The following is a 21,434-nucleotide window of genomic DNA, read 5'->3' as shown; positions in this document are numbered from 1 at the left end:
TCCGGCATCCGGCCGTCCGCAGGTCGACGACGCCCTTGGGAGGGCCCGACCATGACCCAGTTGCAGACCAGGCCGTCCGGCGAGGCCCCCGGGGCCTCCCGGAACCTGCTCGACCGCCTGTTCGACCTCACCGGCCGGGGAACGACGATCGCCAGGGAGGTCCGCGGCGGCGTCACCACGTTCGTGGCCGTCGCCTACATCGTCCTGCTCATCCCCATCATGCTCAGCGACGCCAAGGACGTGACCGGCGCGTCGCTCACGATCCCGCAGCTCACCACGGCGGTCGCCCTCTCTGCGGCGCTCACCACGATCCTGATGGGCGTGGTGGGGAACGCCCCCTTCGCCCTCGCCTCGGGGCTCGCCGTCGCCCCCGTGGTGGCGTTCCAGGCCGCCCCCTACATGACGTGGAACCAGGCCATGGGCCTGGTCGTGCTCGAAGGCGTGCTGATCGTGATCCTCGCGCTCACCGGCGTCCGGCAGCTCATCATGGACGCCATCCCCACGCCGCTCAAGCACGCCATCGGCGTCGGCATCGGCATGTTCATCGCGCTGATCGGCCTGGCGAAGGCCGGGTTCGTCACCCGCGGCGAGGGGACGCCGCTGACCATGGGGGACGGGGGGCACCTCAGCGGATGGCCCGTCGCCGTGTTCTGCGCCGGCCTCCTGCTGATGTTCGCGCTCTTCTCGCGGCGGATCCCCGGCGCGATCCTGATCAGCATCGTGGCGGCCACCGTGATCGCCGTGGCGATCAACGCGGTGGCGGTGATCGACCCCCAGGCGTGGGGCCTGATCGTCCCGAAGGTGCCCGACCAGATCGTGGCGGCGCCCGACTTCGGCCTGCTGTTCAAGGTGGACCTGTTCGGCGGCTTCGGCGCGGCCGGGGCGCTCACCGCGACCGCCGTGCTCTTCACCCTCGTGCTCTCCGGGTTCTTCGACGCCATGGGCACGATCCTCGGCGTCGGCGAGGAGGCCGGGCTCGCCAAGGACGGCAAGATCCGTGGGCTCGGCAAGATCCTCACGATCGACGGCCTCGGCGCCGTCATCGGAGGCGGCACGGGCGCCTCGGCGAACACGGTGGTGGTGGAGTCGGCGGCCGGCGTCGGGGAGGGCGCGCGCACCGGGCTCGCCTCCGTCGTGACGGGCGTGCTCTTCGCCGCCGCGATGTTCCTCACCCCGCTCGCCGCGGTGGTGCCCGCCCAGGCGGCGTCGGCCGCGCTGGTCCTCGTCGGAGCGCTGATGATGGCCGCCGTACGCAAGATCGCCTGGGACGACATGGACCTGGCGATCCCGGCGTTCCTCACCATCGCCCTGATGCCGTTCACCTACTCCATCACCAACGGCGTCGGCGCCGGCGTCATCGCGTACACGCTGATCAAGGCCGTGCGCGGCAGGTTCAGCGAGATCCACTGGCTGCTCTGGGTGATCAGCCTGGTGTTCGTCGGCTACTTCGGCATCGGCGCCATCGAGCAGCTCCTCGGCTGACCCCACCCCGTCACCCCGGCCGTACGCGCCGGGAACCCACACGAGGTACCGCGCCGCCGCCACGGCGGAACCACGGGCCCACCCGACCGGATCGACCCTGACCCTGGGAGGAGCCTGCCCATGGCCCTGATGTTCCTCAACGGCGGCGCGATGCGGGGCGGCCCGCTGCACCACCTGCTCGACGGCGCCCCGCTGGTGGCCGAGACCGTCACCGCTCCCAAGTACCGCTTCTACTCCGTGGCCGACCGGTGCCCCGGGCTCGCGCCGGTGTCGCACGGAGGCGCCGCCATCGGGGGCGAGCTCTACGACGTCCCGATGGACGTCCTGCGCGACCGGCTGATCCCCGCCGAACCCCCGGAACTGGAACTCGGCGTGATCGAGCTCGCCGACGGCACCTCCTCGTTCGCGATGCTCCTGCGCCGGGCTCCCAGCTCCCACGCCGAGCTGTACGACATCACCGAGTTCGGGAGCTGGAAGACCTACAAGGAGAAGAAGGCATGACGAGATTCGACGTCAACGGCTCGATCCTCTTCACCGGCCTGCCGCTGCTGGAGCGCCCGGCCGCGGTGAAGGCGGCCGGGTTCGACGGGGTCGAGTTCTGGTGGCCGTTCGCCGAGGCGGTGCCGGCGGACACGGAGGTGGACGCCTTCGTCCGCGCGATCAGGGACGCGGGCGTCCACCTCGCCGGCCTCAACTTCGCCGACGACATCGCGGCCGGAGGCCGCGGCCTCCTCTCCCGCCCCGCCGACAGCGCGCGCTTCCGCGACAACGTCGACGTCGCCGTGGGCATCGCCGGGGAGCTCGGCTGCACGGCCCTGAACGCGCTGTACGGCAACCGCGTGTACGGCCTGGACCCGGCGGAGCAGGACGAACTGGCCGCGGAGAACCTCGCGATCGCCGCGCGGGCCGCCGCCCGGATCGGCGCGGTGGTCCTCGTGGAGGCGCTCAACGTCCACGAGTCGCCCTCCTATCCGCTTGTCTCGGCCAAGGCCGCCGCCGAGGTCGCCGACCGGACAGGCGAGCCGAACGTGAAGATCCTGTGCGACCTGTACCACCTCGCCCGGATGGGGGAGGACCTGGACGCCGTGATCGGCGAGTACGCGACCAGGATCGGCCACGTGCAGATCGCCGACGTCCCCGGCCGCGGCCGTCCGGGCACGGGGACGCTCGATTTCGGCCATCTTTTCTCCGTCCTGGACCGGCACGGTTACGACGGCTGGATCGGCCTGGAGTACAAGGACGCCCTGCTGGACTTCGGCTGGATCGGGCGCCTGCCCGATCCGGGCGTACGACCCGGCGGGCCCGACGGCGACCGCACCCGCGAGTCCTAGGAGAGGAGAACGCGTGAGCACGATCGGTTTCATCGGGCTCGGCATCATGGGATCCCCCATGGCCGGGCACCTCGTCGGAGCAGGACACGACGTGACCGGCTTCGACCTCAGCGAGGACGCCCTCGCCCGGCTCCGGGCCGCCGGAGGGAACACCGCGGGCGGCGTCGCCGAGGCCGTCGCGGGCGCCGAGGTCGTCGCCACGATGCTCCCGGCCGACCCGCAGGTCGAGGCGGTCATGTTCGGCGAGGACGGCGTGCTCGCCAATGCCGAGCCGGGCGTTCTCGTGATCGACTTCTCCACGATCACGCCGCAGACCTCGCGGAAGGTCGCCCGCGAGGGGGCGGCCAGGGGCCTGCGCGTGCTGGACGCCCCGGTCTCCGGCGGCGAGAAGGGCGCGGTCGACGCGGTCCTGTCCATCATGGTGGGCGGCTCGCGGGAGGACTTCGACGCCGCCGCCCCGGTCTTCGCGGCCGTCGGCAAGACGTACGAGCTGGTCGGCCCCGCCGGGGCGGGGCAGGTCGTCAAGGCGGCCAACCAGCTCGTCGTCGGCGGCACGTACGCCCTCGTCGCCGAGGCCATCGTGCTGATGGAGGCGGCGGGAGTGGACGCCGCGGCGGGGCTCGACGTGCTCGCCGGGGGCCTGGCGGCCAGCCGCGTCCTCGACATCAAGCGCGCGTCGATGCTGGCCCGCGACTTCCGCCCGGGATTCCGCGTCGACCTGCACCACAAGGACATGGGCATCGTCCTCGACGCCGCCCGCGGCGCCGGCGTGGCCGTCCCCATGGGCGCCCTCGTCGCCCAGCTCATCGCCTCCGCCCGCGCCCAGGGCCACGGCGGCCTCGACCATTCCGCGCTGCTCAAGGTCGCGGAGAACCTCTCCGGGAGGGACCGCTGATGCCCAGGATCCCCGCGATGAACGCGGTCGTCGAAGTGCTGAAGTCCGAGGGCGTCGACGTCGCGTTCGGCTGCCCCGGCGCCGCGATCCTCCCGCTGTACAAGGCGATGGAGGAGGTCGGCGGCATCGAGCACCTGGTCGTCCGCCACGAGGAGGGCGCCACCCACATGGCCGACGGCTGGGCGCGCACCAACGGCAGGGTCGGCGTCGCGATCGGCACCTCCGGCCCGGCCGGCACCAACATGATCACCGGCCTGTACACCGCGCACGCGGACTCGATCCCGATCGTCTGCGTCACCGGCCAGGCGGCCACCGCGCTGCTCGACAAGGAGGGCTTCCAGGCGGTCGACATCGTCGCGATCGCCGAGCCTGTCACCAAGTGGGCGGTGCAGATCAAGGAGGCGGCCACGGCTCCGTGGATCTTCCGCGAGGCGTTCCGCGTCGCGCGCTCCGGGCGACCGGGGCCCGTCCTGATCGACATCCCGGTGGACGTGGCCCAGGAACTCATCGACTACGACCCGGCGCTCGACGCCCCGTTGCCGGTCGCGCCGGTCGAGCCGCACCCGCCGCGTGTGGAGAGGGCCCTGGACCTCCTGCTCGCCGCCGAGAGGCCGCTGATCCTCGCCGGCGGCGGCGTGATCATCGCCGAGGCGGCCGCCGAGCTGCGCGAACTCGCCGAGTATCTGAACATCCCGGTCCAGGTCACCCTCATGGGCAAGGGCGCGATCGACGAAACCCACGAGCTGTTCTGCGGCATCACCGGCGTGCAGACCTCGCAGCGCTACGGCAACGCCTCCTTCCTGGAGTCCGACCTGGTGCTGGCCGTCGGCGCCCGCTTCGGCGACCGGCACACCGGCCGGCTCGACGTCTACCGAGGTGAGCGCGCCTTCATCCACGTGGACGTGGAGCCGACCCAGATCGGCAGGGTCTTCGAGCCCGACCTGGGCGTCGTCTCCGACGCCAGGCTCTTCCTGCGCGCCATGATCGAGATGGCCCGGGAACGCGGCGCGGGCCGCGAGGCGGGCGCGTGGGTCGCCAGGATCCGGGAGCTCAAGGCGAGCCTGGGACGCCGCGAGGACTTCGACACGGTCCCCATCAAGGCCCCGCGCGTCTACAAGGAGATCAACGAGGTCTTCGGCGAGGACACCTACTTCGTCACCGCCATCGGCCTGTACCAGATCTGGGGCGGCCAGCACCAGAAGGCGTACAAGCCGCGGCACTACCAGATCTGCGGCCAGGCCGGCCCGCTGGGCTGGGAGATCCCGGCCGCGATCGGTGTCAGGAAGGCCCTCGAAAGCAGCGAGCCCGACGCCGAGGTCGTGGGCATCGTCGGCGACTACGGCTTCCAGTACATGGTGGAGGAGCTCGCCGTCGGCGCGCAGTACAACGTTCCGCTCATCCTGATCATGATCAACAACGAGTACCTGGGGCTCATCCGCCAGGCGTCGATCCCGTACGAGATGAACTACCAGGTCGACATCCACTACGACGAGTACGGCACCGACAACGTCAAGATCATGGAGGCGTACGGCTGCTCCGGCCGCCGGGTCGTCAGCCCGGGGGACATCCGCGAGGCGCTCGAATGGGCCAGGAAGGAGGCGCGGTCGACCGGCCGCCCGGTCCTCGTCGAGATCATGATCGAGCGGGAGGCGAACACCCCGCACGGCCCGGCCATCGACGCCGTCAAGGAGTTCGAGCCCCTCCCCGACGGGGCGTGACGATGGCCGCCCACGCTCCCCGGCGCCTCCCGGCAGGACCGGACCTCAGCACCCACGAGAAAGGCCGTCCCGTGCGCGAATTCACCGCTCTGCCCGACCTGGCCCTGCGCACCTTCGGCGGTGCGGTCATCGCGGCCAGCGACGAGTCCTTCGCCGAGCGGGAGAACCTGATCCGGCCCGGAGCCCCCGCCTTCCGGGCGCACACCTTCGGCCCCAAGGGGCAGGTCTACGACGGGTGGGAGACCCGGCGGCGGCGCGAGCCCGGCCACGACTGGGCCCTGATCCGGCTGGGCCTGCCCGGTGTGATCCGCGGCGTCGTGATCGACACCGCCTGGTTCACGGGCAACTACCCGCCCCACGCCTCCGTCGAGGCGACCGCCGTCGACGGCCATCCCACGATCGGCGAACTGGAGGCCGCGGACTGGGTGGAGATCGTCCCGAAGCAGGCACTCAAGGGAGACGCCGAGCACTTCTTCGAGGTGGCCGACGAGCGGCGCCGCACCCACGTCCGGCTGAACATGTTCCCCGACGGGGGGATCGCCCGGCTGCGCGTGCACGGCGAGGTCGAACCCGACCTGACCCCGTACGACGGTCTCAGCCTGGACCTGGCCGCGCTGGCGAACGGCGCGCTGGTCGTCGGCTGCTCCGACGAGTTCTACTCCTCGCCCAACAACGCCATCGCCCCCGGCCTCGCCCGGCACCAGGCCGAGGGCTGGGAGACCGCTCGCCGCCGCGACGGCGGGAACGACTGGCTGCTGATCCGCCTGGCGGGCGCCGGAGTCGTCGAGCTCGCCGAGATCGACACGACCAACCTCGTGCACAACGCCCCCGGCGCGGTCTCGATCAGCGGCACGGCGGACGGGGAGACCTGGTTCGAGCTGCTGCCCAGGACCCGGCTGCTGCCCGACACGCCGCACCGTTTCCGCATCGCCGGCGCGCCCGTGGCCACGCACGTCCGGATCGACGTCCATCCCGACGGCGGCCTCGCCCGCGTCCGCCTCCTCGGCCACCTCGCCGCGGACTGACCGCCGGCCCCGGGCCGTGCGTGGACCTCGCCGACGCGGCCCTCATCGGCCCCGGGGCGGCGTTCGCCCACAAGCCGGGGCAGTTCCTCACCGTCCGGATGCCGAGCGCCCACCTCCGCGGGATCGGCGTGCCGAGGCGCCGCCCGCCCTCGCGTCACGGGGCGTCCGAGGCGCCGGCGTCCGGCGTGGCCCGGGGCATCATGACGACCTCGCCGGCCGTCCAACCGCCGTCGACGGCCAGCTCCGCACCCGTCACGTAGGACGAGTCGTCCGAGATGAGGAAGGAGATCGCCTCGGCGATCTCCTCCGGTACGCCGACGCGGCCCAGCGCGGACAGCGGGAACATGCCCTCACCGAGGTGGGCGACGTCGTTCTTGGTGGTCATCGGGGTGTAGGTCATGCCGGGATGGACCGAGTTGACCCGGATGCGGTGGCGGCCGAGCTCGACCGACGCGATCTTCGTGAGCCCGCGCACACCCCACTTGGACGCGCCGTAGCCGGACGTGAAGGGCAGGGCCGTCAGACCGGCCGCCGACGAGATGTTGACGATCGAGCCGCCCCCGGCGGCCCGCATCGGGCCGACGACGGCCTTCAGCCCGAGGAAGACGCCGGTCAGGTTGACCTTGAGCACTCGCTCGAAGTGTTCGAGGCTCTCGTCCTCGATCAGTTGGTTGGAGGAGATCCCCGCGTTGTTGACCAGGCCGTCGATCCTGCCGTACGTCCGGGTCGCGGTGTCGACGACCGACGCCCAGCCGGCCTCGCTCGTCACGTCGTGCGGGACGAACAGCCCGCCGAGGGACTCGGCGGTCCCGCGGCCGTCCTCCTCCAGCACATCGGTGATCACCACCTTCGCGCCGTCCCGCGCCATGCGGGTGGCGGCGGCGGCTCCGATGCCGCGCGCGCCGCCGGTCACGATGACTACCTTGTCCTGCAGACCGGACATGTCTTCTCCTTGTTGTCAGGGGGGCTTATAGGCTGGTCGGCATGCAGCGATCCGACACGGAACCCGACACGGAATCCGGCACGGAACCCGGTGCGGTACGGCTGCCCGCGACCGCGTGGGCCGTGCTCGGTATCCTGTCCTTCGAGGGGGAGCTGACGGGCTACGAGATCCGTAAGTGGACGGGGTATCTGCTGCGGTTCTTCTACTGGAGCCCGGCGATGAGCCAGATCTACCAGGAGCTCAAGCGGCTGGAGCGGGTCGGCTACGCGACGTCCCGGCAGGTCACCGGTGGGGACGGCAGGGACAAGCGCGTGTACGTCATCAGCGAAGCGGGGACGCGGGCGCTCACGGACTGGGCCGAGAACGTTCCGGTCGAGCCCCCGGTGGTCAAGCACGGGACGGCGCTGCGGGTATGGCTCGGGCACCTCGCCACACCGGAACGGCTGCGGGAGGTGGTCGAGGCGCATCGCGACGACGCGGGCCGCATGCTCGACGAGGCCGAGTTCTCCCGCCGGACCGTGGCGGACGTGCCCGGGTGGGCGTACCAGGAGCTGGCCGCCCGCTGGGCCGTCCGCCACTACGCCAGCGAGCGCGATCTGGCCGAGCGGATGCTGGCCGACCTGGAAACGCTGGCCGCGCGGCGCCGCTGAGCGATCACGTCGGCGCGCGCACCGAACACCGCCGCGCCCGGCGCGGCTCCTTATGCTCTTTCATGGTGATCGAATCGGTCTCCTCGTTCACTCGGCGATCCTTCCGCTCGCGTCGCGCGGCGGCGCCTCGATGACGTGCGAGCGCGGGTCCTCCTCGTCCGCGCGGCCGGTCACTTCCCGCGCGTCAGCTCGTCGATGTCGTCGAGCATCTGCTGGGCGAGATCACGCTCGGCCGCGTAGTAACGCTCCGACCAGCGCAGCACCAGCTCGGGGTAGGCCCACAGGGGTTCCGTCGCCGCGCCGCCCGCGTCGGCCTCGGCCTGCGCGCGCATCTTCTCGGCGTAGTCGCGGTGCCGCCGGAGCACGTCGCGCAACCGGTCGGGCGCCACGAGGTGGCCCAGCCAGACCCGCAGCATCACGCCGTGCTTGAGGATCGGCGGCTCGACCGGCGCCTCCTCCACCCAGCGGGCCGCCGCGGCGCGCCCGGCCTCGGTGATCGCGTAGACCCGCTTGCCCCGGGTGGTGCCGGTCGCCTCCACCCGGGAGACCACGTAGCCGGCCTTCTCCAAGCGCTTGAGCTCGCCGTAGATCTGGCTGTAGGAGGGGCTCCAGTAGAAGAACCTGAGGCTCCAGTCGGCCCACTTCTTCAGGTCGTAGCCCGAGAGCTCCTGGTCGAAGGAGAGCATGCCGAGCACCGCCCAGCTCGTCGCCGGCAGGTTCGGCAGCGCCTCCCCGTCTTCGCTCACCGGGTCAGGATAGCCACGCCGCCCGGCTACGGTCGCTCCACGTCATCCGGTCCCCAGAGGGCCTCCATGCGCGCGATCTTGCCGTGCTCGTCGAACGTCATGACGTCGATCACCCGGATCCGCATGGGCCCGGCCTCCGTCGTGAGCTCGACGGTGAACGCCATCGCGGCGCGGTCGCCGTGCGACCCGCGGATCGGGGCGTCCAGCGTGAGCCTGGCCCCGGTCTTGACGCCGTCCTCGTAGAACGCGCGGATCGCCTCCCGGCCCTCGCGCGGGGGCGTGCCGTACGGGTCGGCGACGATCGCGTCGTCGGCGAAGAGCGCGACGATCGCCGCCGCGTCCCCGGCGTTCCAGGCGGTGACGTACTCCTGGAGCGCTTCCTTCGGGGTGGCCATGTCCGGTTCCTCCTCGGTCTTCATGGGGCAGGCCGGTGCCGGCGGCCTCGCGGTGCGAGTACGGCGGCCCGCCGTCGATGTCGGTGACGCCGTACCCCATGGCCGGCTCGGCCATCACGAACGAGTGGCGCCGCGCGCGGGGAGGCCCGGGGAGGCGGGAACCGGGCGAGCCGCCGTTCGAGGCCGTCGAGCGATGCGGTCATGGGGCGAGGCTATGACGGGACAATGTGGGGCGACTTCCGCCTTCCCGGTCATCGGGAGGATTTCGGACGGTCGCGACGATCAGCGAGTTCAACGGGTCAGCAGGTTCTTGCGGAGCTGAGCGAGAGTCCCGCCCTTGACGCCGAGGCCGACCCGCACGTACGCCGTGAGGCTGCCGTAGTCGCGGCGGACCTGGTCGAGCGCGGCGTCCAGGTAGTCGTCGCGCACCTCCTGGATCGGGATCATCAGGTCGGGGTCCTCCATCATGCCGGAGGCCTTGAGGCCCGCCCTGGTCTTCGCGTCGGCCTCGCGGCGGTAGTCGTTCGACAGGAGGAAGTCCCGCCTGGCCGTCCCCTCCGGCACGCCCAGCTCGATCAGCAGCAGGTAGCTCAGCCAGCCGGTGCGGTCCTTGCCGCTGGTGCAGTGGAACAGCAGCGGGGCCGCCGGCCGCTCGGCCAGATCGCGCAGGGTCGCGGCGAACTGCGCGCGCGACTTCGGATCGGTGACGAACGAGCGGTAGACCGTGCGCATCAGCTCCTCGGCGCGCCCGCCGCCGAGGAGCTCCTGCTGGCGCCGCGGGTCCCCGGTGGCGATCGCGCCTCGCGTCGCGGCGTTCAGGCCGGCGTCGTCGACCGGCCGGGACGTGACGGGGAGCCCGGCCGGCAGCCGGTCCGCGCCGTCCGTCTCCACCTCCAGGGGCGTGCGGAAATCGATCACTCGGGAGACGCCGAGCCCGGCGACGGCGGTCAGGTCGGCGTCGGTGAGCTTCTGCAGCGAGTCGGCCCGGTAGACCAGGCCCGGCCGTACCTTCTCGCCCGACCGGGTCCGGTGGCCGCCGAGGTCGCGGACGTTGACGGCGCCCTGGAGCAGGCTGAGCGGCCGCGTGGCCTGCTGTGCGTCCTGCGTGGCGGCGGCCGCCTGGACGGGGGCCGCCGGGGAGACGGGGGTGAGGGGGAGGACGGCGAGGGCGAGCAGGCACGACGCGGTACGCGCCGAAAGACGGCTGTACATGGGCTCTCCCGGATCTGGGGATGGGGGGAGGCCCGACTGTAAGACAGGTCACGTCGCGTCAGGGTCACGCTTCCCGGCTATCGGGAAATCCGGCTCACACGGCCTGGACCGAGGCATGCGCGCTCATGGCGCGGCGCCGCCGGGGCGGAGAGGAGAACAGGGTCTGCCAGACGGCTCGCACCGTCGTGAGCAGCGGCGGAATCAGCCGTTGCGTGTTCATCGCGCCGGGGGCGCCGCTGAGGGAGATCGCCGCGACCGGGCGTCCCGTGGTGTCGCGCAAGGGGGCGGCGACGCAGAAGATGCCGCGGTAGTTCTCCTCGCGGTCGAAGGCCACCCCGCGATCCCTGACACGTGCCAGTTCCTGCCGCAGGAGTTGCGGACGGGTGATGGTGTTCGCCGTACGGGGCGGCATCCCCTCCGCGATCACCTGGGCCACCGTGCCCTCGCAGGAGAAGGCGAGCAGCGCCTTGCCCGCGCCCGTGCAGTAGGCGGGCTGCCGTCCGCCCAGCCGGGACGGGATCCGCCCGTTCGACGCGCCGCCGAGCCGCTCCAGGTAGACGATCTCGTGCCCGTCCAGGATGGCCAGGTGCACCATCGCGCCGGTGCTCTCGTGCAGGGCGTCCAGATGCGGCCGGCAGACCTCGCGCAGCCGGTTCTGGTGCGCGGCGAGCCCGCCGAGCTCGATCAGGCCGAGACCCAGCCGGTAGCGGGACCCCGCCCGCTCCAGCGCGCGGAGCTGTACGAGCTGGTCGAGGATGCGGTGCACGGACGACCGGGGCAGACCCGTACGCCGCACGACGTCGGTCAGCGACAGCTCCGGGTCGAGGCCGCTGAACGAGTAGAGGATGCGGGCCGCTCTGGCCAGCATGGAGGATTCCAGCTCCGGTGAGGTGGCCGAGGCCGGTGCGCCCATGGATCTTCCTCCTGGTGACGGTAGAGGCGGCGGCTGGGGACGTCGCGACGTGGGAGAACGCGCGTGGTTTCCCGTTCATCGGGAAACCACTATTTCGAATTGGAACACCTCGCATAGCGTGCTCGCAACCCCGCCGTATGAGGATGATCACGGGGCGTAGCGACAAGGGAGCGAGAATGACCGAGCTGGAGGTTCTCGAGGCCGTGCGCGGCCTCGTCCCCGCGATCAGGGAGCGGGCCGGCGAGGCGGAGGAGGCCCGCCGGATCCCGGACTCCACGATGAAGGAGCTGGCGGAGACCGGCTTCTTCCGGCTCCTCCAGCCGAAGCGGTACGGCGGCTTCGAAGCCGACCCCGTGACGTTCTACACGGCGGTGATGGAGATCGCCGCCGCCTGCGGATCCACCGGATGGGTCGCGTCGGTCGTCGGCGTGCACCCGTGGCAGCTCGGGCTGTTCCCCGTCCAGGCGCAGGACGACGTCTGGGGCGCGGACCCGCACGCGCGGATCTCCTCCTCCTACGCCCCCACCGGCACGATCACGCCCGTCGAGGGCGGCTTCCGGGTCAGCGGCAGGTGGAGCTTCTCCTCCGGCTGCGACCACGCCGGCTGGGTGTTCCTCGGCGGCCTGATCCCGGGACCGGACGGCGTCCCGGTCGGCATGCGGACCTTCCTGCTGCCCCGGTCCGACTACCGCATCGTGGACGTGTGGAACGTCATCGGCCTGAGCGGCACCGGAAGCAACGACATCGTGGTCGAGGACGCCTTCGTGCCGGAGCACCGCACCCTCAGCTTCGCCGACACATCCGCCTGCCACTGCCCGGGTAACGAGGTCAACACCGCACCGCTGTACCGGCTGCCGTTCGCCGCGGTCTTCAGCACCACCATCAGCGCGCCCGTCGTGGGCATCGCCCAGGGCACGCTGGACGCGTACCTGAAGGTCACCAGGGATCGCGTCCGCGTCTCCTACGGCGGGCAGAAGGTGGCCGAGGACCCGCACGCCCAGGTCCGCATCGCCACCGCGGCGAGCGAGATCGACGCCGCCTGGGCGCTCATGGAGCGCAACATCGGCGAGATGCTCCGGACCGTCGAGAGCGGGCGGGAACTCCCCGTCGACCTGCGGCTGCGCACCCGCCGTGACCAGGTCCTGGCGACCCAGCGGGCGATCAAGGCCGTGGACCTGCTGTTCGAGAACGCCGGCGGGCGCGCCCTCGCGCACGGGAACGTGGTCCAGCGCGGCTGGAGGGACGCCCACGCGGGCCGCGTCCACGCCGTCAACGACCCGGAGCGCGCACTGACCATGTACGGCCAGGGCGCACTCGGCCTCGAGGTCACCGACGTGATGATGTGACGGCCTCCGTCACGTCGAAGGAACTTCACCCCCACCTGGAGCAAATGTCATGATCCACTCCCTTGGTTACCTGCGCTTCGAGACGGCGAAGCTCGACGAGTGGCGGACCTTCGGCACCGAGGTGCTCGGCCTCGTCGCCACCACCGGTCCGCGCGACGACGCACTCTACCTGCGGATGGACGAGCACGCCGCCCGCTTCGCGTTCCTGCCCGGCGAGACCGACCGGCTGCTCGCGGCCGGCTGGGAGCTGCCCAACCGGGCCGCCTTCCGCGAGCTCGTCGCGAGGATCGAGGCCGCGGGCCACGCGGTCAAGCCCGGCACGCCCGAGGAGGCCGCGGACCGCCGGGTCGAGGAGCTGGCCCACGTGGACGACCCGAACGGCAACCACCTGGAGCTCTACTACGGCCCGGCGCTGGACCACAGCCCGGTGGTCACCCCGCACGCGCAGCGGTTCGTCACCGGAAACCTCGGGCTCGGCCACGTCGTGCTGTCCGCCGCCGACATCGAGGCGTCCTACGCCTTCTACACCGAGGTGCTCGGCTTCCGGCACCGCGACTCGCTCCGCTTCCCCGCCGCGACGTTCGGCGGCCCGGAGGGGCAGATGAACTGGGTCCGCTTCCTCGGCTGCAACCCCCGCCACCACAGCGTCGCGCTGTGCGAGGCCCCGATGCCGGCCGCGATCTTCCACTTCATGCTGGAGCTGGAGACCCTCGACGACGTCGGCCGCGGCCTGGACCGGTTCAACGCGCGGCAGATCCCCGTGGCCCAGTCGCTGGGCCGGCACACCAACGACAAGATGGTCTCCTTCTACGCGGCCACCCCCGGCGGGTTCCAGGTGGAGTACGGCACCGACGCGATCCTGGTCGACGACGCCACCTGGTCGGTCAAGGAGATCACGGAGGACGCCTACTGGGGCCACGCGTGGAACGGCTGACCGCCCGCTTCAAGGATGTACTCGGCCGGTTCGCCTCCGGCGTCACGGTGATCACCTCGATCGACGGCGAGGGGCCGGCCGGCTTCTCCTGCCAGTCGTTCTCCTCGCTCTCGCTGGACCCGCCGCTGGTGCTGTTCTGCGTGTCGAAGAGCTCGACGAGCTGGCCCAGGATCGCGGCGACCGGCCGGTTCGCCGTCAACATCCTCGCCGCCGACCAGCAGGACGTGTGCCGGGCGTTCGCCGTCAGCGGCGCGGACAAGTTCGCCGCGGTCGACTGGACGCGCTCGCCGTACGGGACAGCCCACCTGGAGGGGGCGCTGGCCACCGTCGACTGCCACGTCGCCGACGTCCACGACGCCGGCGACCACCTGATCGTGATCGGCGCGGTGCGCGAGCTGCGCGACGGCCGCGACCATCCGCCTCTCCTCTTCTTCCGCGGCGCGTACGCGCAGGCGGCCGTCCGATAGTCAACAGCGGAGAACCCCATGGCATGGGATCACGAGTACGACGTGGTGGTGGTGGGCTCCGGCGCCGGAGGTCTCACCGCCGCCCTCACCGCCCGCCTGCACGGGTTGTCGGCCCTGGTCATCGAGAAGACCGGCAGGTTCGGCGGATCGACCGCCCTGTCCGGCGGGGCCATCTGGGTGCCGAACAACCTCTACCTGGAGCAGGCGGGCGAGCGGGACACCGTCGAGAACGCCCGCGCCTACCTCGACGCCACGGTCGGCGACCGGGTGCCGGCCGTACGCAAGGACGCCTACCTGCGGCGCGGCCCCGAGATGTTGCGGTTCCTGCACGACCGGACCCGGTGGGTGCGCTTCGAGTACACCCCCGGCTACTCCGACTACTACCCGGAGTACCCCGGAGGCCGGTCGCAGGGCCGGTCGGTGGAGCCGAGCATCGTGGACGGCCGGCTGCTGGGCCCGGAGTTCGCGCGCATGCGCCGGGCCGGTCTGCCGACCTACGGCATGACCATGACCTCGGCCGACTTCGGCAAGATCAACATGATGACGCGGACCTGGGTGGGCAAGCGCACCTCGATGAAGGTGGCCATGCGCGGGGTCAAGGCGCTGCTGACCGGGCAGCGGCTCCTGTCGCTCGGGGAGGCCCTGGTGGCCAGGCTCCGCCTGGCGCTGGCCGAGGCGGGCGGCGAGTTGTGGTTGTCCACCCCGTTCCGCGATCTGGTCGTCGAGGACGGCCGCGTCACCGGGGTGCGCGCGCTCCGCGAAGGCCGGGAGATCGCCATCAGGGCCCGGCACGGCGTCGTGTTCGCGGCCGGCGGCTTCTCCCACGACCAGTCACTGCGGGAGAAGTACCTGCCGTCGCCCACCAGCACCGAATGGACCCACGCCGCCGAGGGCCAGACCGGTGACACGCTGCGCGCCGGGCTGGAGGCGGGCGCGGCGGTCGACCTCATGGACAAGGTGTGGGGCGCCCCCTCGGTGCCGCGTCCGGACGGGACGCTGTTCTTCCTGGTCAACGACAGGGCGATCCCTTCGATGATCATCGTGGACGGCGACGGGGAGCGCTACGTCAGGGAGTCCCTGCCGTACCACGAGTTCGTGGACAAGATGTACGAGCACGGCGAGCCGGCGACGAACTCCTGGATGATCATCGACAGCCGGACCCGCTCGCGCTACATCTTCGTCGGGCTCTTCCCCGGCCAGCCGTTCCCCAGGTCCTGGCGGGAGAGCGGCCTGCTGAAATCCGGCCGCACACCGGGCGAGCTGGCCGAGCGCATCGGCGTGCCCCGCGAACGGCTCGAGGCGACCTTCGAGCGCTTCAACCGCTTCGCGCGGGCCGGCAAGGACGAGGACTTCGGCCGCGGCGACAGCGCGTACGACAACTACTACGGCGACCCCACGCTGCCCAACCCCAACCTGGCGCCGCTGGAGAAGGGCCCGTTCTACGCCCTTCCGGTCCTCCCCGGCGACATCGGCACCAAGGGCGGCCTGGTCACGGACGCCGACGCCCGGGTGCTGCGCGAGGACGGCACCGCCATCGAGGGCCTGTACGCCACCGGCAACTGCTCGGCGGCGGTCACCGGCGAAACCTACCCGGGGCCCGGTGCCACCATCGGTCCCGCCATGACCTTCGGTTACGTCGCGGCCACGCACATGGCGGGCCGTGAAACGACTCCGACCCGAGGAGACAAGTGATGGACGCACGCGTCATCGAGGCGGCCCCGCCGCCGGCACGTTTCGCTCGAGGCTGGCACTGCCTGGGCCTGGCCGACTCCTTCAAGGACGGCAGGCCGCACGCCGTCGAGGCGTTCGGCACCAAGCTCGTGGTCTTCCAGGGGGAGGACGGCGCGCTGAACGTCCTCGACGCGTACTGCCGGCACATGGGTGGCGACCTGTCCCAGGGCACCGTCAAGGGCGACGCCGTCGCCTGCCCGTTCCACGACTGGCGCTGGGCCGGGGACGGCAGGTGCGCGGGCATCCCGTACGCCAAGCGGGTGCCGCGCGCCGCGCGGACCAGGGCCTGGCGCGCGATGGAGCAGAACCGGCAGCTCTTCGTCTGGAACGACCCGCAGGGCAACCCGCCGCCGCCCGACGTCGTCATCCCGCGCATCGAGGGCGCCTACAGCGACGAGTGGAGCGCCTGGACCTGGGACGGCATCCTCGTCGAGGGCTCGCACTGCCGTGAGATCGTCGACAACGTCGTGGACATGGCGCATTTCTTCTACATCCACTACGCGCTGCCCACGTACTTCAAGAACGTCTTCGAGGGGCACGTCGCCACCCAGTACTTCGACGGCATCTCCCGGGACGACGCCCACCTGGGCTTCGTGCCCGGCGCCCCGACCCGGATCACGCAGAAGTCCGAGGCGGCCTACTACGGCCCCTCGTACATGATCGACTACCTGTGGAACATCGCCGAGGGCGTGCAGACCGAGACGGTGCTCATCAACTGCCACTACCCGGTCACCCGCGACAGCTTCATGCTCCAGTGGGGGGTGATCGTCAAGAAGTTCCCCGGCATGGACGACGCGGCGGCCGACGCGATGGCCCGGCAGGTCGGCGACGCCGTCAAGTTGGGCTTCATGCAGGACGTGGAGATCTGGCGGAACAAGGCCCCCATCGACAACCCGCTGCTGTGCGACCAGGACGGCCCCGTCTACCAGCTCCGCCGCTGGTACGAGCAGTTCTACGTGGACGTCGAGGACGTCACCCCCGAGATGACCAACCGGTTCGAGTTCGAGATCGACACCGCGCGGGCGGTCGAGACCTGGAAGAAGGAGGTCGAGGAGAACGTCGCCAATGGCGTCTCCTACTCCGTGCTCCCGGCCTCCATGCGGAGCTGACGATGATGCGACCGGTCGACTGCCGGGTGTGCGGGACGCGGGTCCTGGTCGAGAAGAACAGCCTTCCGCACACCTCCGTCCAGTGGACGACCGACGCCGGAGCCACCTGCGGGGAGTTCGCCCCGCGGGTGGCCTCCGGGGAGTACGGCGCGCTGATCACCCACTGCGGGGCACTGCGCGACGCGATCGACGAGGCGGTACGGGACGGCCGGATCGAGGTTCCCCCCGACGACGGCCCGGCCCGATCAACCGAATGAGAGGCGTACATGGGAAGGCTTGACGACAAGGTCGCGCTCATCACCGGCGGGGCCAGGGGCATCGGCGAGGCGCACGTGCGGCGCTTCCGCCAGGAGGGCGCCCAGGTGGTCTTCGGCGACCTGCTGGAGGACCGGGGCGAGGCGCTGGCCGAGGAGACCGGCGCGACGTTCGTCCACATGGACGTGACCAGCGAGGACGACTGGGCCCGCGCCGTACGGACCGCGGTCGAGAGGTACGGCCGGCTCGACGTGCTGGTCAACAACGCGGGCATCCTGCGCCACCGGCTGATCGGCGACATGACGCTGGAGGAGCTGCGCCGCGTCCTCGACGTCAACCTCGTCGGCCCGTGGCTCGGCATGAAGGCGGTGATCGAACCGATGAAGGCCGCCGGCGGCGGCTCGATCATCAACACCTCGTCCATCGAGGGGTACGCCGCGGCGGCCGGCCTGTCGGCGTACTCCGCCAGCAAGTTCGGCGTGCGCGGCATCACCAAGGCGGGCGCCCAGGAACTGGGCAGGCACGGCATCCGCGTGAACTCCATCCACCCGGGCGGCATCGCCACCGAGCTCGCCCTGGACCCCGAGGTCGCCGAGGGGGTCGCCGTCGACGGCGACGCCTTCTTCAAGGCGCTGCCGATCCCGCGCTGGGGCGTGCCGGACGACGTGGCGGGCGCCGCCGTCTACCTCGCCTCGGACGAGGCGGCGTACTGCTCGGGCACCGAGATCCTCGTGGACGGCGGCCTGCTGTCCGGCCCCGGATACTGATCGATTCCAATGCCGGGGTATTCACCGTGAACACCCCGTCGCCGACGAGGCCGGCCCCAGGAACAACCGGGGCATCGAGGGCCTCGCCTTCGCGATACGTAGGAGGGCAGGGTGCTCGACACAGAGGTGTCGGAACTCTTGAGGGTGCTGGACCAGGGGTTCCCGCCGGTCCACCGGATGACGGGAGCGGAGGCGCGGGCGGCGGTGGCGGCCCGGCGGCCGCCCGTCGACAACCTCGACGACGTCCGCGCCGCGGAGGACCGCACCATCGACACCGATGACGGTCCGCTGCGCGTACGGGTCTACCACCCGCACGACCACGGTGGCGACACGCCGCCACCGCTGATCGTCTTCTTCCACGGCGGCGGGTTCGTCTTCTGCGACATCGAGAGCCACGACGGGTTCTGCCGCCGGATGGCGAAGGGGGCCCGGGCGGTCGTCGTCTCGGTCGACTACCGGCTGGCCCCCGAGCACCCGGCGCCCGCCGCCGCTCGCGACGCGTACTCCGCGGTGAAGTGGGCGGCGGAGAACGCGGCCGGCCTCGGCGCCGATCCGGACCGCATCGTGACGGCCGGCGACAGCGCGGGCGGCAACCTGGCGGCGGTCGCCTGCCTCATGGCCCGGGACCTCGGCGGCCCGCCGATCGCGGCCCAGGTCCTCGTCTATCCGGTCATCGAGCCGTCGTTCGACTCCGGCAGCTACCAGCGGTACGCCACCGATCACTTCAACACCAGGGCCGCGATGCGGTGGTACTGGCGGCAGTACCTCGGAGGCGAGGCGGTGCCGGAGCCCGCGCACCACGTCGCGCCGCTGCGGGCGCCCGACCACACGACCCTGCCGCCGGCCATCGTGGTCACCGCCGGGCTGGACCCGCTGTGCGACGAGGGGCACGACTACGCGGCGGCGCTCGCCCGCTCCGGCGTCCCGGTCGTCCACCGCCACTATCCCGGTCTGTTCCACGGCTTCCTGACGATCGCCGCCCTCGGGCCGGCCGTCGCCGCCCGGGACATCCTCTGGGCCGACCTCGCCTCGGTCCTCGCCGGTACGACCCCTAGGAAGGACCCCGCATGAAGAACGGCACCACCGTCGTCCCGTCCGGGACGTACGACGTCCTCGTCGTCGGAGCCGGGTTCGCCGGCCTGTACGCGGTGCACCGGGCGCTCGGCGCGGGCTTCAGGGCGATCGGCGTGGAGGCGGCTCCCGGCGTCGGCGGCACCTGGTACTGGAACCGCTACCCGGGCGCCCGCTGCGACGTGGAGAGCATCGACTACTCGTACTCCTTCGACGAGGAACTGCAGGACTCCTGGGTCTGGAGCGAGCGCTACGCGACCCAGCCGGAGATCCTGGCCTACCTCGAGCACGTCGCCGACCGGTTCGGGCTGCGACCCCACTTCCGGTTCGACCGGCGCGTGGAGAGCGCGCGGTTCGACGAGGGCGACGCCACCTGGACGGTGACCACCGACGCCGGCGAGGCGTACCGGGCGAGGTTCGTGGTGCTCGCCACCGGAAGCCTGTCGGCGCCGAACAAACCGCCCATCCCCGGCGCCGACCGCTTCGCGGGCGAGGTGCTGTTCACCGCGCAGTGGCCGCGGGAGAAGGTCTCGTTCGCGGGCAAGCGCGTCGGCATCATCGGGACGGGATCGTCGGGCATCCAGTCCATCCCGATCATCGCCGAGGAGGCCGCCTCGCTCACGGTCTTCCAGCGGTCGCCCAACTACAGCGTGCCCGCGTTCAACCGCCCGCTGACCGAGGACGAACAGGTGCGCGTCCGCGCGGAGTATCCCGAGCGGCGCAGGAGGTCCGCCTACAGCGGCGCGGGAACCCCGCACGAGACCTATCCCAAAACGGTGTTCGAGATCGACGAGGCCGAGCGCCTGGCCGCGTTCGAGGCGCGGTGGAAGGAGGGCGGCGTCCTCTTCGGGAAGACCTTCCCGGACCAGACCGTCGACGAGGCCGTCAACAAGATGGCGCGCGACTTCGCCGAGGCCAAGATCCGGGCGATCGTCGCCGACCAGCGGACCGCCGACGACCTGATCCCCGTCGACCACCCGATCGGCACCAAGCGGATCTGCACCGACAGCGGCTACTACGCGACCTTCAACCGCGAGAACGTGACGCTGGTGAACCTGCGCCGCGAGCCCATCGTCTCGATCACGGAAAGGGGGATCGAGACCGGCGGCTCGTCGTACGAGCTCGACACGCTCATCTACGCCACCGGGTTCGACGCGATGACCGGCGCGGTCACGCGGATCGACATCCGGGGCGCCCGCGGGGCCCGCATCGGGGACGCGTGGGGGGAGGGCCCGGTCACGTACCTCGGGATGGCGATCCCCGGGTTCCCGAACCTGTTCACCGTCAACGGGCCCGGCAGCCCTTCGGTGCTCGCCAACATGGTCCTCACGGCCGAACAGCAGGTCGACTGGGTGGTCGACCTGCTCGCCGACTGCCGGAGCCGGGGCGTCACCGAGGTCGAGGCGCGGGCCGACTCCGCCGCCAAATGGACCGGGCACGTGGACGAGGTGGCGCACAGGACGCTGTTCCCCAAGGCCGACTCCTGGTACGTGGGCGCGAACATCGAGGGCAAGCGCCGGGTCTTCATGCCGTACATCGGCGGGTTCGGCGCCTACCGCAGGACCTGCGAACAGGTGCGGGCCGGCGGCTACGAAGGCTTCGTGCTCACCGCGCGGAGCGGAGAGGGAGCGTCCCGATGACCGACCGGACCAGGACCGATCAGCCCGTCGTCACCCTGACCGGGAAGGTCGCGCTCATCACCGGGGCCGCCCGCGGGCAGGGAGCGGCCGAGGCGTCCCTGTTCGTACGGCTCGGCGCGACGGTCGTGCTGACCGACATGAACGAGGCGGAGGGCGTGGCACTCGCCCGCGAACTGGGCCCGGCCGCCTCGTTCGCGCCGCTGGACGTCACCGACGGCGCCGCCTGGTCGAGGGTCGTGGCGGAGGCCGTTGCCGCCCACGGGCGGATCGACGTCCTGGTCAACAACGCGGGCGTGTACCGCAAGGCCCCGCTGGAGGAGTGGACCGAGGAGGAGCTGCGCGGCCTGTTCGACGTCAACCTGCTCGGCCCGATCCTCGGCATGCGGGCCGTCGCGCCGGCGATGCCCGCGACCGGGGGCTCCATCGTCAACGTGTCGTCGATCTCCGGCATGCGCGGCCACGGCGGGGCGCTGCCGTACGCCTCGTCGAAGTGGGGCCTGCGGGGCGCGAGCCGGTCGGCCGCCAGGGAGTACGCCCCGCGCAACATCCGCGTCAACTGCGTCTGCCCCGGCGCCGTGGACACCCCCATGATCGACGCCGCCACCCTTGACCTGTCACATCTGCCGATGCCGCGCGCCGGGACCGTCGACGAGATCGCCGCCATGGTCGCGTTCCTCGCCAGCGACGCCGGCGCGTACTGCACGGGGGCCGACTTCGTCGTCGACGGCGGCGCCACCGCCTGACGCGCACACCATCCCCGCCGCCACCTGACCCTCGAAGGCGAGTGGCACGGCGTCCCGGACG

The 21,434-nt window shown here is 71.6% G+C and carries 22 protein-coding genes; 17 read left to right on the top strand and 5 right to left on the bottom strand.

What is annotated here, in order from left to right:
- The first annotated feature begins 51 nt into the window (after positions 1-51).
- From AWQ70_RS00910 to alc, 6 genes are all read left to right on the top strand, one after another.
- On the top strand, positions 52-1,482 hold the full coding sequence (locus AWQ70_RS00910) for an NCS2 family permease (protein WP_067168765.1): 1,431 nt from the start codon (positions 52-54) through the stop codon (positions 1,480-1,482).
- A gap of 120 nt (positions 1,483-1,602) precedes the next feature.
- Positions 1,603-1,983 carry an allophanate hydrolase-related protein gene (locus AWQ70_RS00905; RefSeq protein ID WP_067168764.1) on the top strand — a complete coding sequence of 127 codons (381 nt, stop codon included), beginning with the start codon at positions 1,603-1,605 and terminating at the stop codon, positions 1,981-1,983.
- A complete protein-coding gene (locus tag AWQ70_RS00900) occupies positions 1,980-2,813 on the top strand; it encodes a hydroxypyruvate isomerase family protein (protein WP_067168763.1) in 834 nt (277 codons plus the stop codon). Before AWQ70_RS00905 ends, AWQ70_RS00900 begins: the two co-directional genes overlap by 4 nt.
- A gap of 13 nt (positions 2,814-2,826) precedes the next feature.
- Positions 2,827-3,708, top strand: coding sequence for a 2-hydroxy-3-oxopropionate reductase (locus AWQ70_RS00895; protein WP_084516396.1), 882 nt, complete (start codon positions 2,827-2,829; stop codon positions 3,706-3,708).
- On the top strand, positions 3,708-5,426 hold the full coding sequence (gene gcl, locus AWQ70_RS00890; RefSeq protein WP_067168762.1) for a glyoxylate carboligase: 1,719 nt from the start codon (positions 3,708-3,710) through the stop codon (positions 5,424-5,426). The genes AWQ70_RS00895 and gcl overlap by 1 nt, the downstream gene beginning before the upstream one ends.
- Before the next feature lie 71 nt (positions 5,427-5,497).
- Positions 5,498-6,451 carry an allantoicase gene (alc, locus tag AWQ70_RS00885; RefSeq protein WP_067169011.1) on the top strand — a complete coding sequence of 318 codons (954 nt, stop codon included), beginning with the start codon at positions 5,498-5,500 and terminating at the stop codon, positions 6,449-6,451.
- 154 nt (positions 6,452-6,605) lie between these two features.
- Here alc and AWQ70_RS00880 read toward each other — a convergent pair whose 3' ends face one another.
- Complete coding sequence (locus AWQ70_RS00880) at positions 6,606-7,394, bottom strand: glucose 1-dehydrogenase (RefSeq protein WP_067168761.1); 789 nt, start codon at positions 7,392-7,394, stop codon at positions 6,606-6,608.
- A 41-nt stretch (positions 7,395-7,435) separates the two neighbouring features.
- On the opposite strand from AWQ70_RS00880, the gene AWQ70_RS00875 reads away from it, so the two are divergent.
- Positions 7,436-8,044 carry a PadR family transcriptional regulator gene (locus AWQ70_RS00875; RefSeq protein WP_067168759.1) on the top strand — a complete coding sequence of 203 codons (609 nt, stop codon included), beginning with the start codon at positions 7,436-7,438 and terminating at the stop codon, positions 8,042-8,044.
- 170 nt (positions 8,045-8,214) lie between these two features.
- Here AWQ70_RS00875 and AWQ70_RS00870 read toward each other — a convergent pair whose 3' ends face one another.
- The 4 genes from AWQ70_RS00870 to AWQ70_RS00855 form a co-directional block, all read right to left on the bottom strand.
- Positions 8,215-8,790: a PadR family transcriptional regulator gene (locus AWQ70_RS00870; protein ID WP_067168757.1), complete on the bottom strand. Its 576-nt coding sequence runs from the start codon at positions 8,788-8,790 to the stop codon at positions 8,215-8,217.
- 26 nt (positions 8,791-8,816) lie between these two features.
- Entirely contained in the window at positions 8,817-9,185 is a 369-nt protein-coding gene (locus AWQ70_RS00865) for a nuclear transport factor 2 family protein (RefSeq protein WP_157529826.1), read from the bottom strand.
- 291 nt (positions 9,186-9,476) lie between these two features.
- Positions 9,477-10,397, bottom strand: a complete 921-nt coding sequence (locus tag AWQ70_RS00860) for a tyrosine-protein phosphatase (RefSeq protein WP_067168753.1) — start codon at positions 10,395-10,397, stop codon at positions 9,477-9,479.
- Positions 10,398-10,491: 94 nt separating this feature from the next.
- A complete protein-coding gene (locus tag AWQ70_RS00855) occupies positions 10,492-11,310 on the bottom strand; it encodes an IclR family transcriptional regulator (protein WP_067168751.1) in 819 nt (272 codons plus the stop codon).
- A gap of 176 nt (positions 11,311-11,486) precedes the next feature.
- Here AWQ70_RS00855 and hsaA point away from each other — a divergent pair, with 176 nt between their 5' ends.
- The 10 genes from hsaA (at position 11,487) to AWQ70_RS00805 (ending at position 21,373) form a co-directional block, all read left to right on the top strand.
- Positions 11,487-12,656 (top strand): 3-hydroxy-9,10-secoandrosta-1,3,5(10)-triene-9,17-dione monooxygenase oxygenase subunit, encoded by a 1,170-nt coding sequence (hsaA, locus tag AWQ70_RS00850; protein WP_067168748.1) that lies wholly within the window; start codon positions 11,487-11,489, stop codon positions 12,654-12,656.
- 49 nt (positions 12,657-12,705) lie between these two features.
- Positions 12,706-13,590 (top strand): VOC family protein, encoded by an 885-nt coding sequence (locus AWQ70_RS00845; protein WP_067168746.1) that lies wholly within the window; start codon positions 12,706-12,708, stop codon positions 13,588-13,590.
- Positions 13,578-14,057, top strand: coding sequence for a flavin reductase family protein (locus tag AWQ70_RS00840; RefSeq protein ID WP_067168743.1), 480 nt, complete (start codon positions 13,578-13,580; stop codon positions 14,055-14,057). Before AWQ70_RS00845 ends, AWQ70_RS00840 begins: the two co-directional genes overlap by 13 nt.
- 18 nt (positions 14,058-14,075) lie before the next feature.
- Positions 14,076-15,749: an FAD-dependent oxidoreductase gene (locus AWQ70_RS00835; protein ID WP_067168741.1), complete on the top strand. Its 1,674-nt coding sequence runs from the start codon at positions 14,076-14,078 to the stop codon at positions 15,747-15,749.
- Positions 15,749-16,897: a 3-ketosteroid-9-alpha-monooxygenase, oxygenase component gene (locus tag AWQ70_RS00830; RefSeq protein ID WP_067168739.1), complete on the top strand. Its 1,149-nt coding sequence runs from the start codon at positions 15,749-15,751 to the stop codon at positions 16,895-16,897. Before AWQ70_RS00835 ends, AWQ70_RS00830 begins: the two co-directional genes overlap by 1 nt.
- 2 nt (positions 16,898-16,899) lie before the next feature.
- The gene (locus AWQ70_RS00825) at positions 16,900-17,154 is read left to right on the top strand and encodes a hypothetical protein (protein ID WP_218004362.1); all 255 of its coding nucleotides are present in this window, start codon (positions 16,900-16,902) and stop codon (positions 17,152-17,154) included.
- A 9-nt stretch (positions 17,155-17,163) separates the two neighbouring features.
- The gene (locus tag AWQ70_RS00820; RefSeq protein ID WP_067168737.1) at positions 17,164-17,919 is read left to right on the top strand and encodes an SDR family NAD(P)-dependent oxidoreductase; all 756 of its coding nucleotides are present in this window, start codon (positions 17,164-17,166) and stop codon (positions 17,917-17,919) included.
- 111 nt (positions 17,920-18,030) lie between these two features.
- Positions 18,031-18,990, top strand: coding sequence for a LipP1 family hormone-sensitive lipase (gene lipP1, locus AWQ70_RS00815; RefSeq protein ID WP_067168735.1), 960 nt, complete (start codon positions 18,031-18,033; stop codon positions 18,988-18,990).
- Positions 18,987-20,630 (top strand): flavin-containing monooxygenase, encoded by a 1,644-nt coding sequence (locus AWQ70_RS00810; RefSeq protein WP_067168733.1) that lies wholly within the window; start codon positions 18,987-18,989, stop codon positions 20,628-20,630. Before lipP1 ends, AWQ70_RS00810 begins: the two co-directional genes overlap by 4 nt.
- Positions 20,627-21,373: an SDR family NAD(P)-dependent oxidoreductase gene (locus AWQ70_RS00805; RefSeq protein ID WP_067168731.1), complete on the top strand. Its 747-nt coding sequence runs from the start codon at positions 20,627-20,629 to the stop codon at positions 21,371-21,373. The genes AWQ70_RS00810 and AWQ70_RS00805 overlap by 4 nt, the downstream gene beginning before the upstream one ends.
- Positions 21,374-21,434 lie beyond the last annotated feature (61 nt).

Origin of the sequence: Microtetraspora niveoalba, from assembly GCF_001570405.1 — a bacterium.
GTDB lineage: Bacteria > Actinomycetota > Actinomycetes > Streptosporangiales > Streptosporangiaceae > Microtetraspora > Microtetraspora niveoalba.
This window is presented reverse-complemented; position numbering and strand designations above follow the sequence as displayed.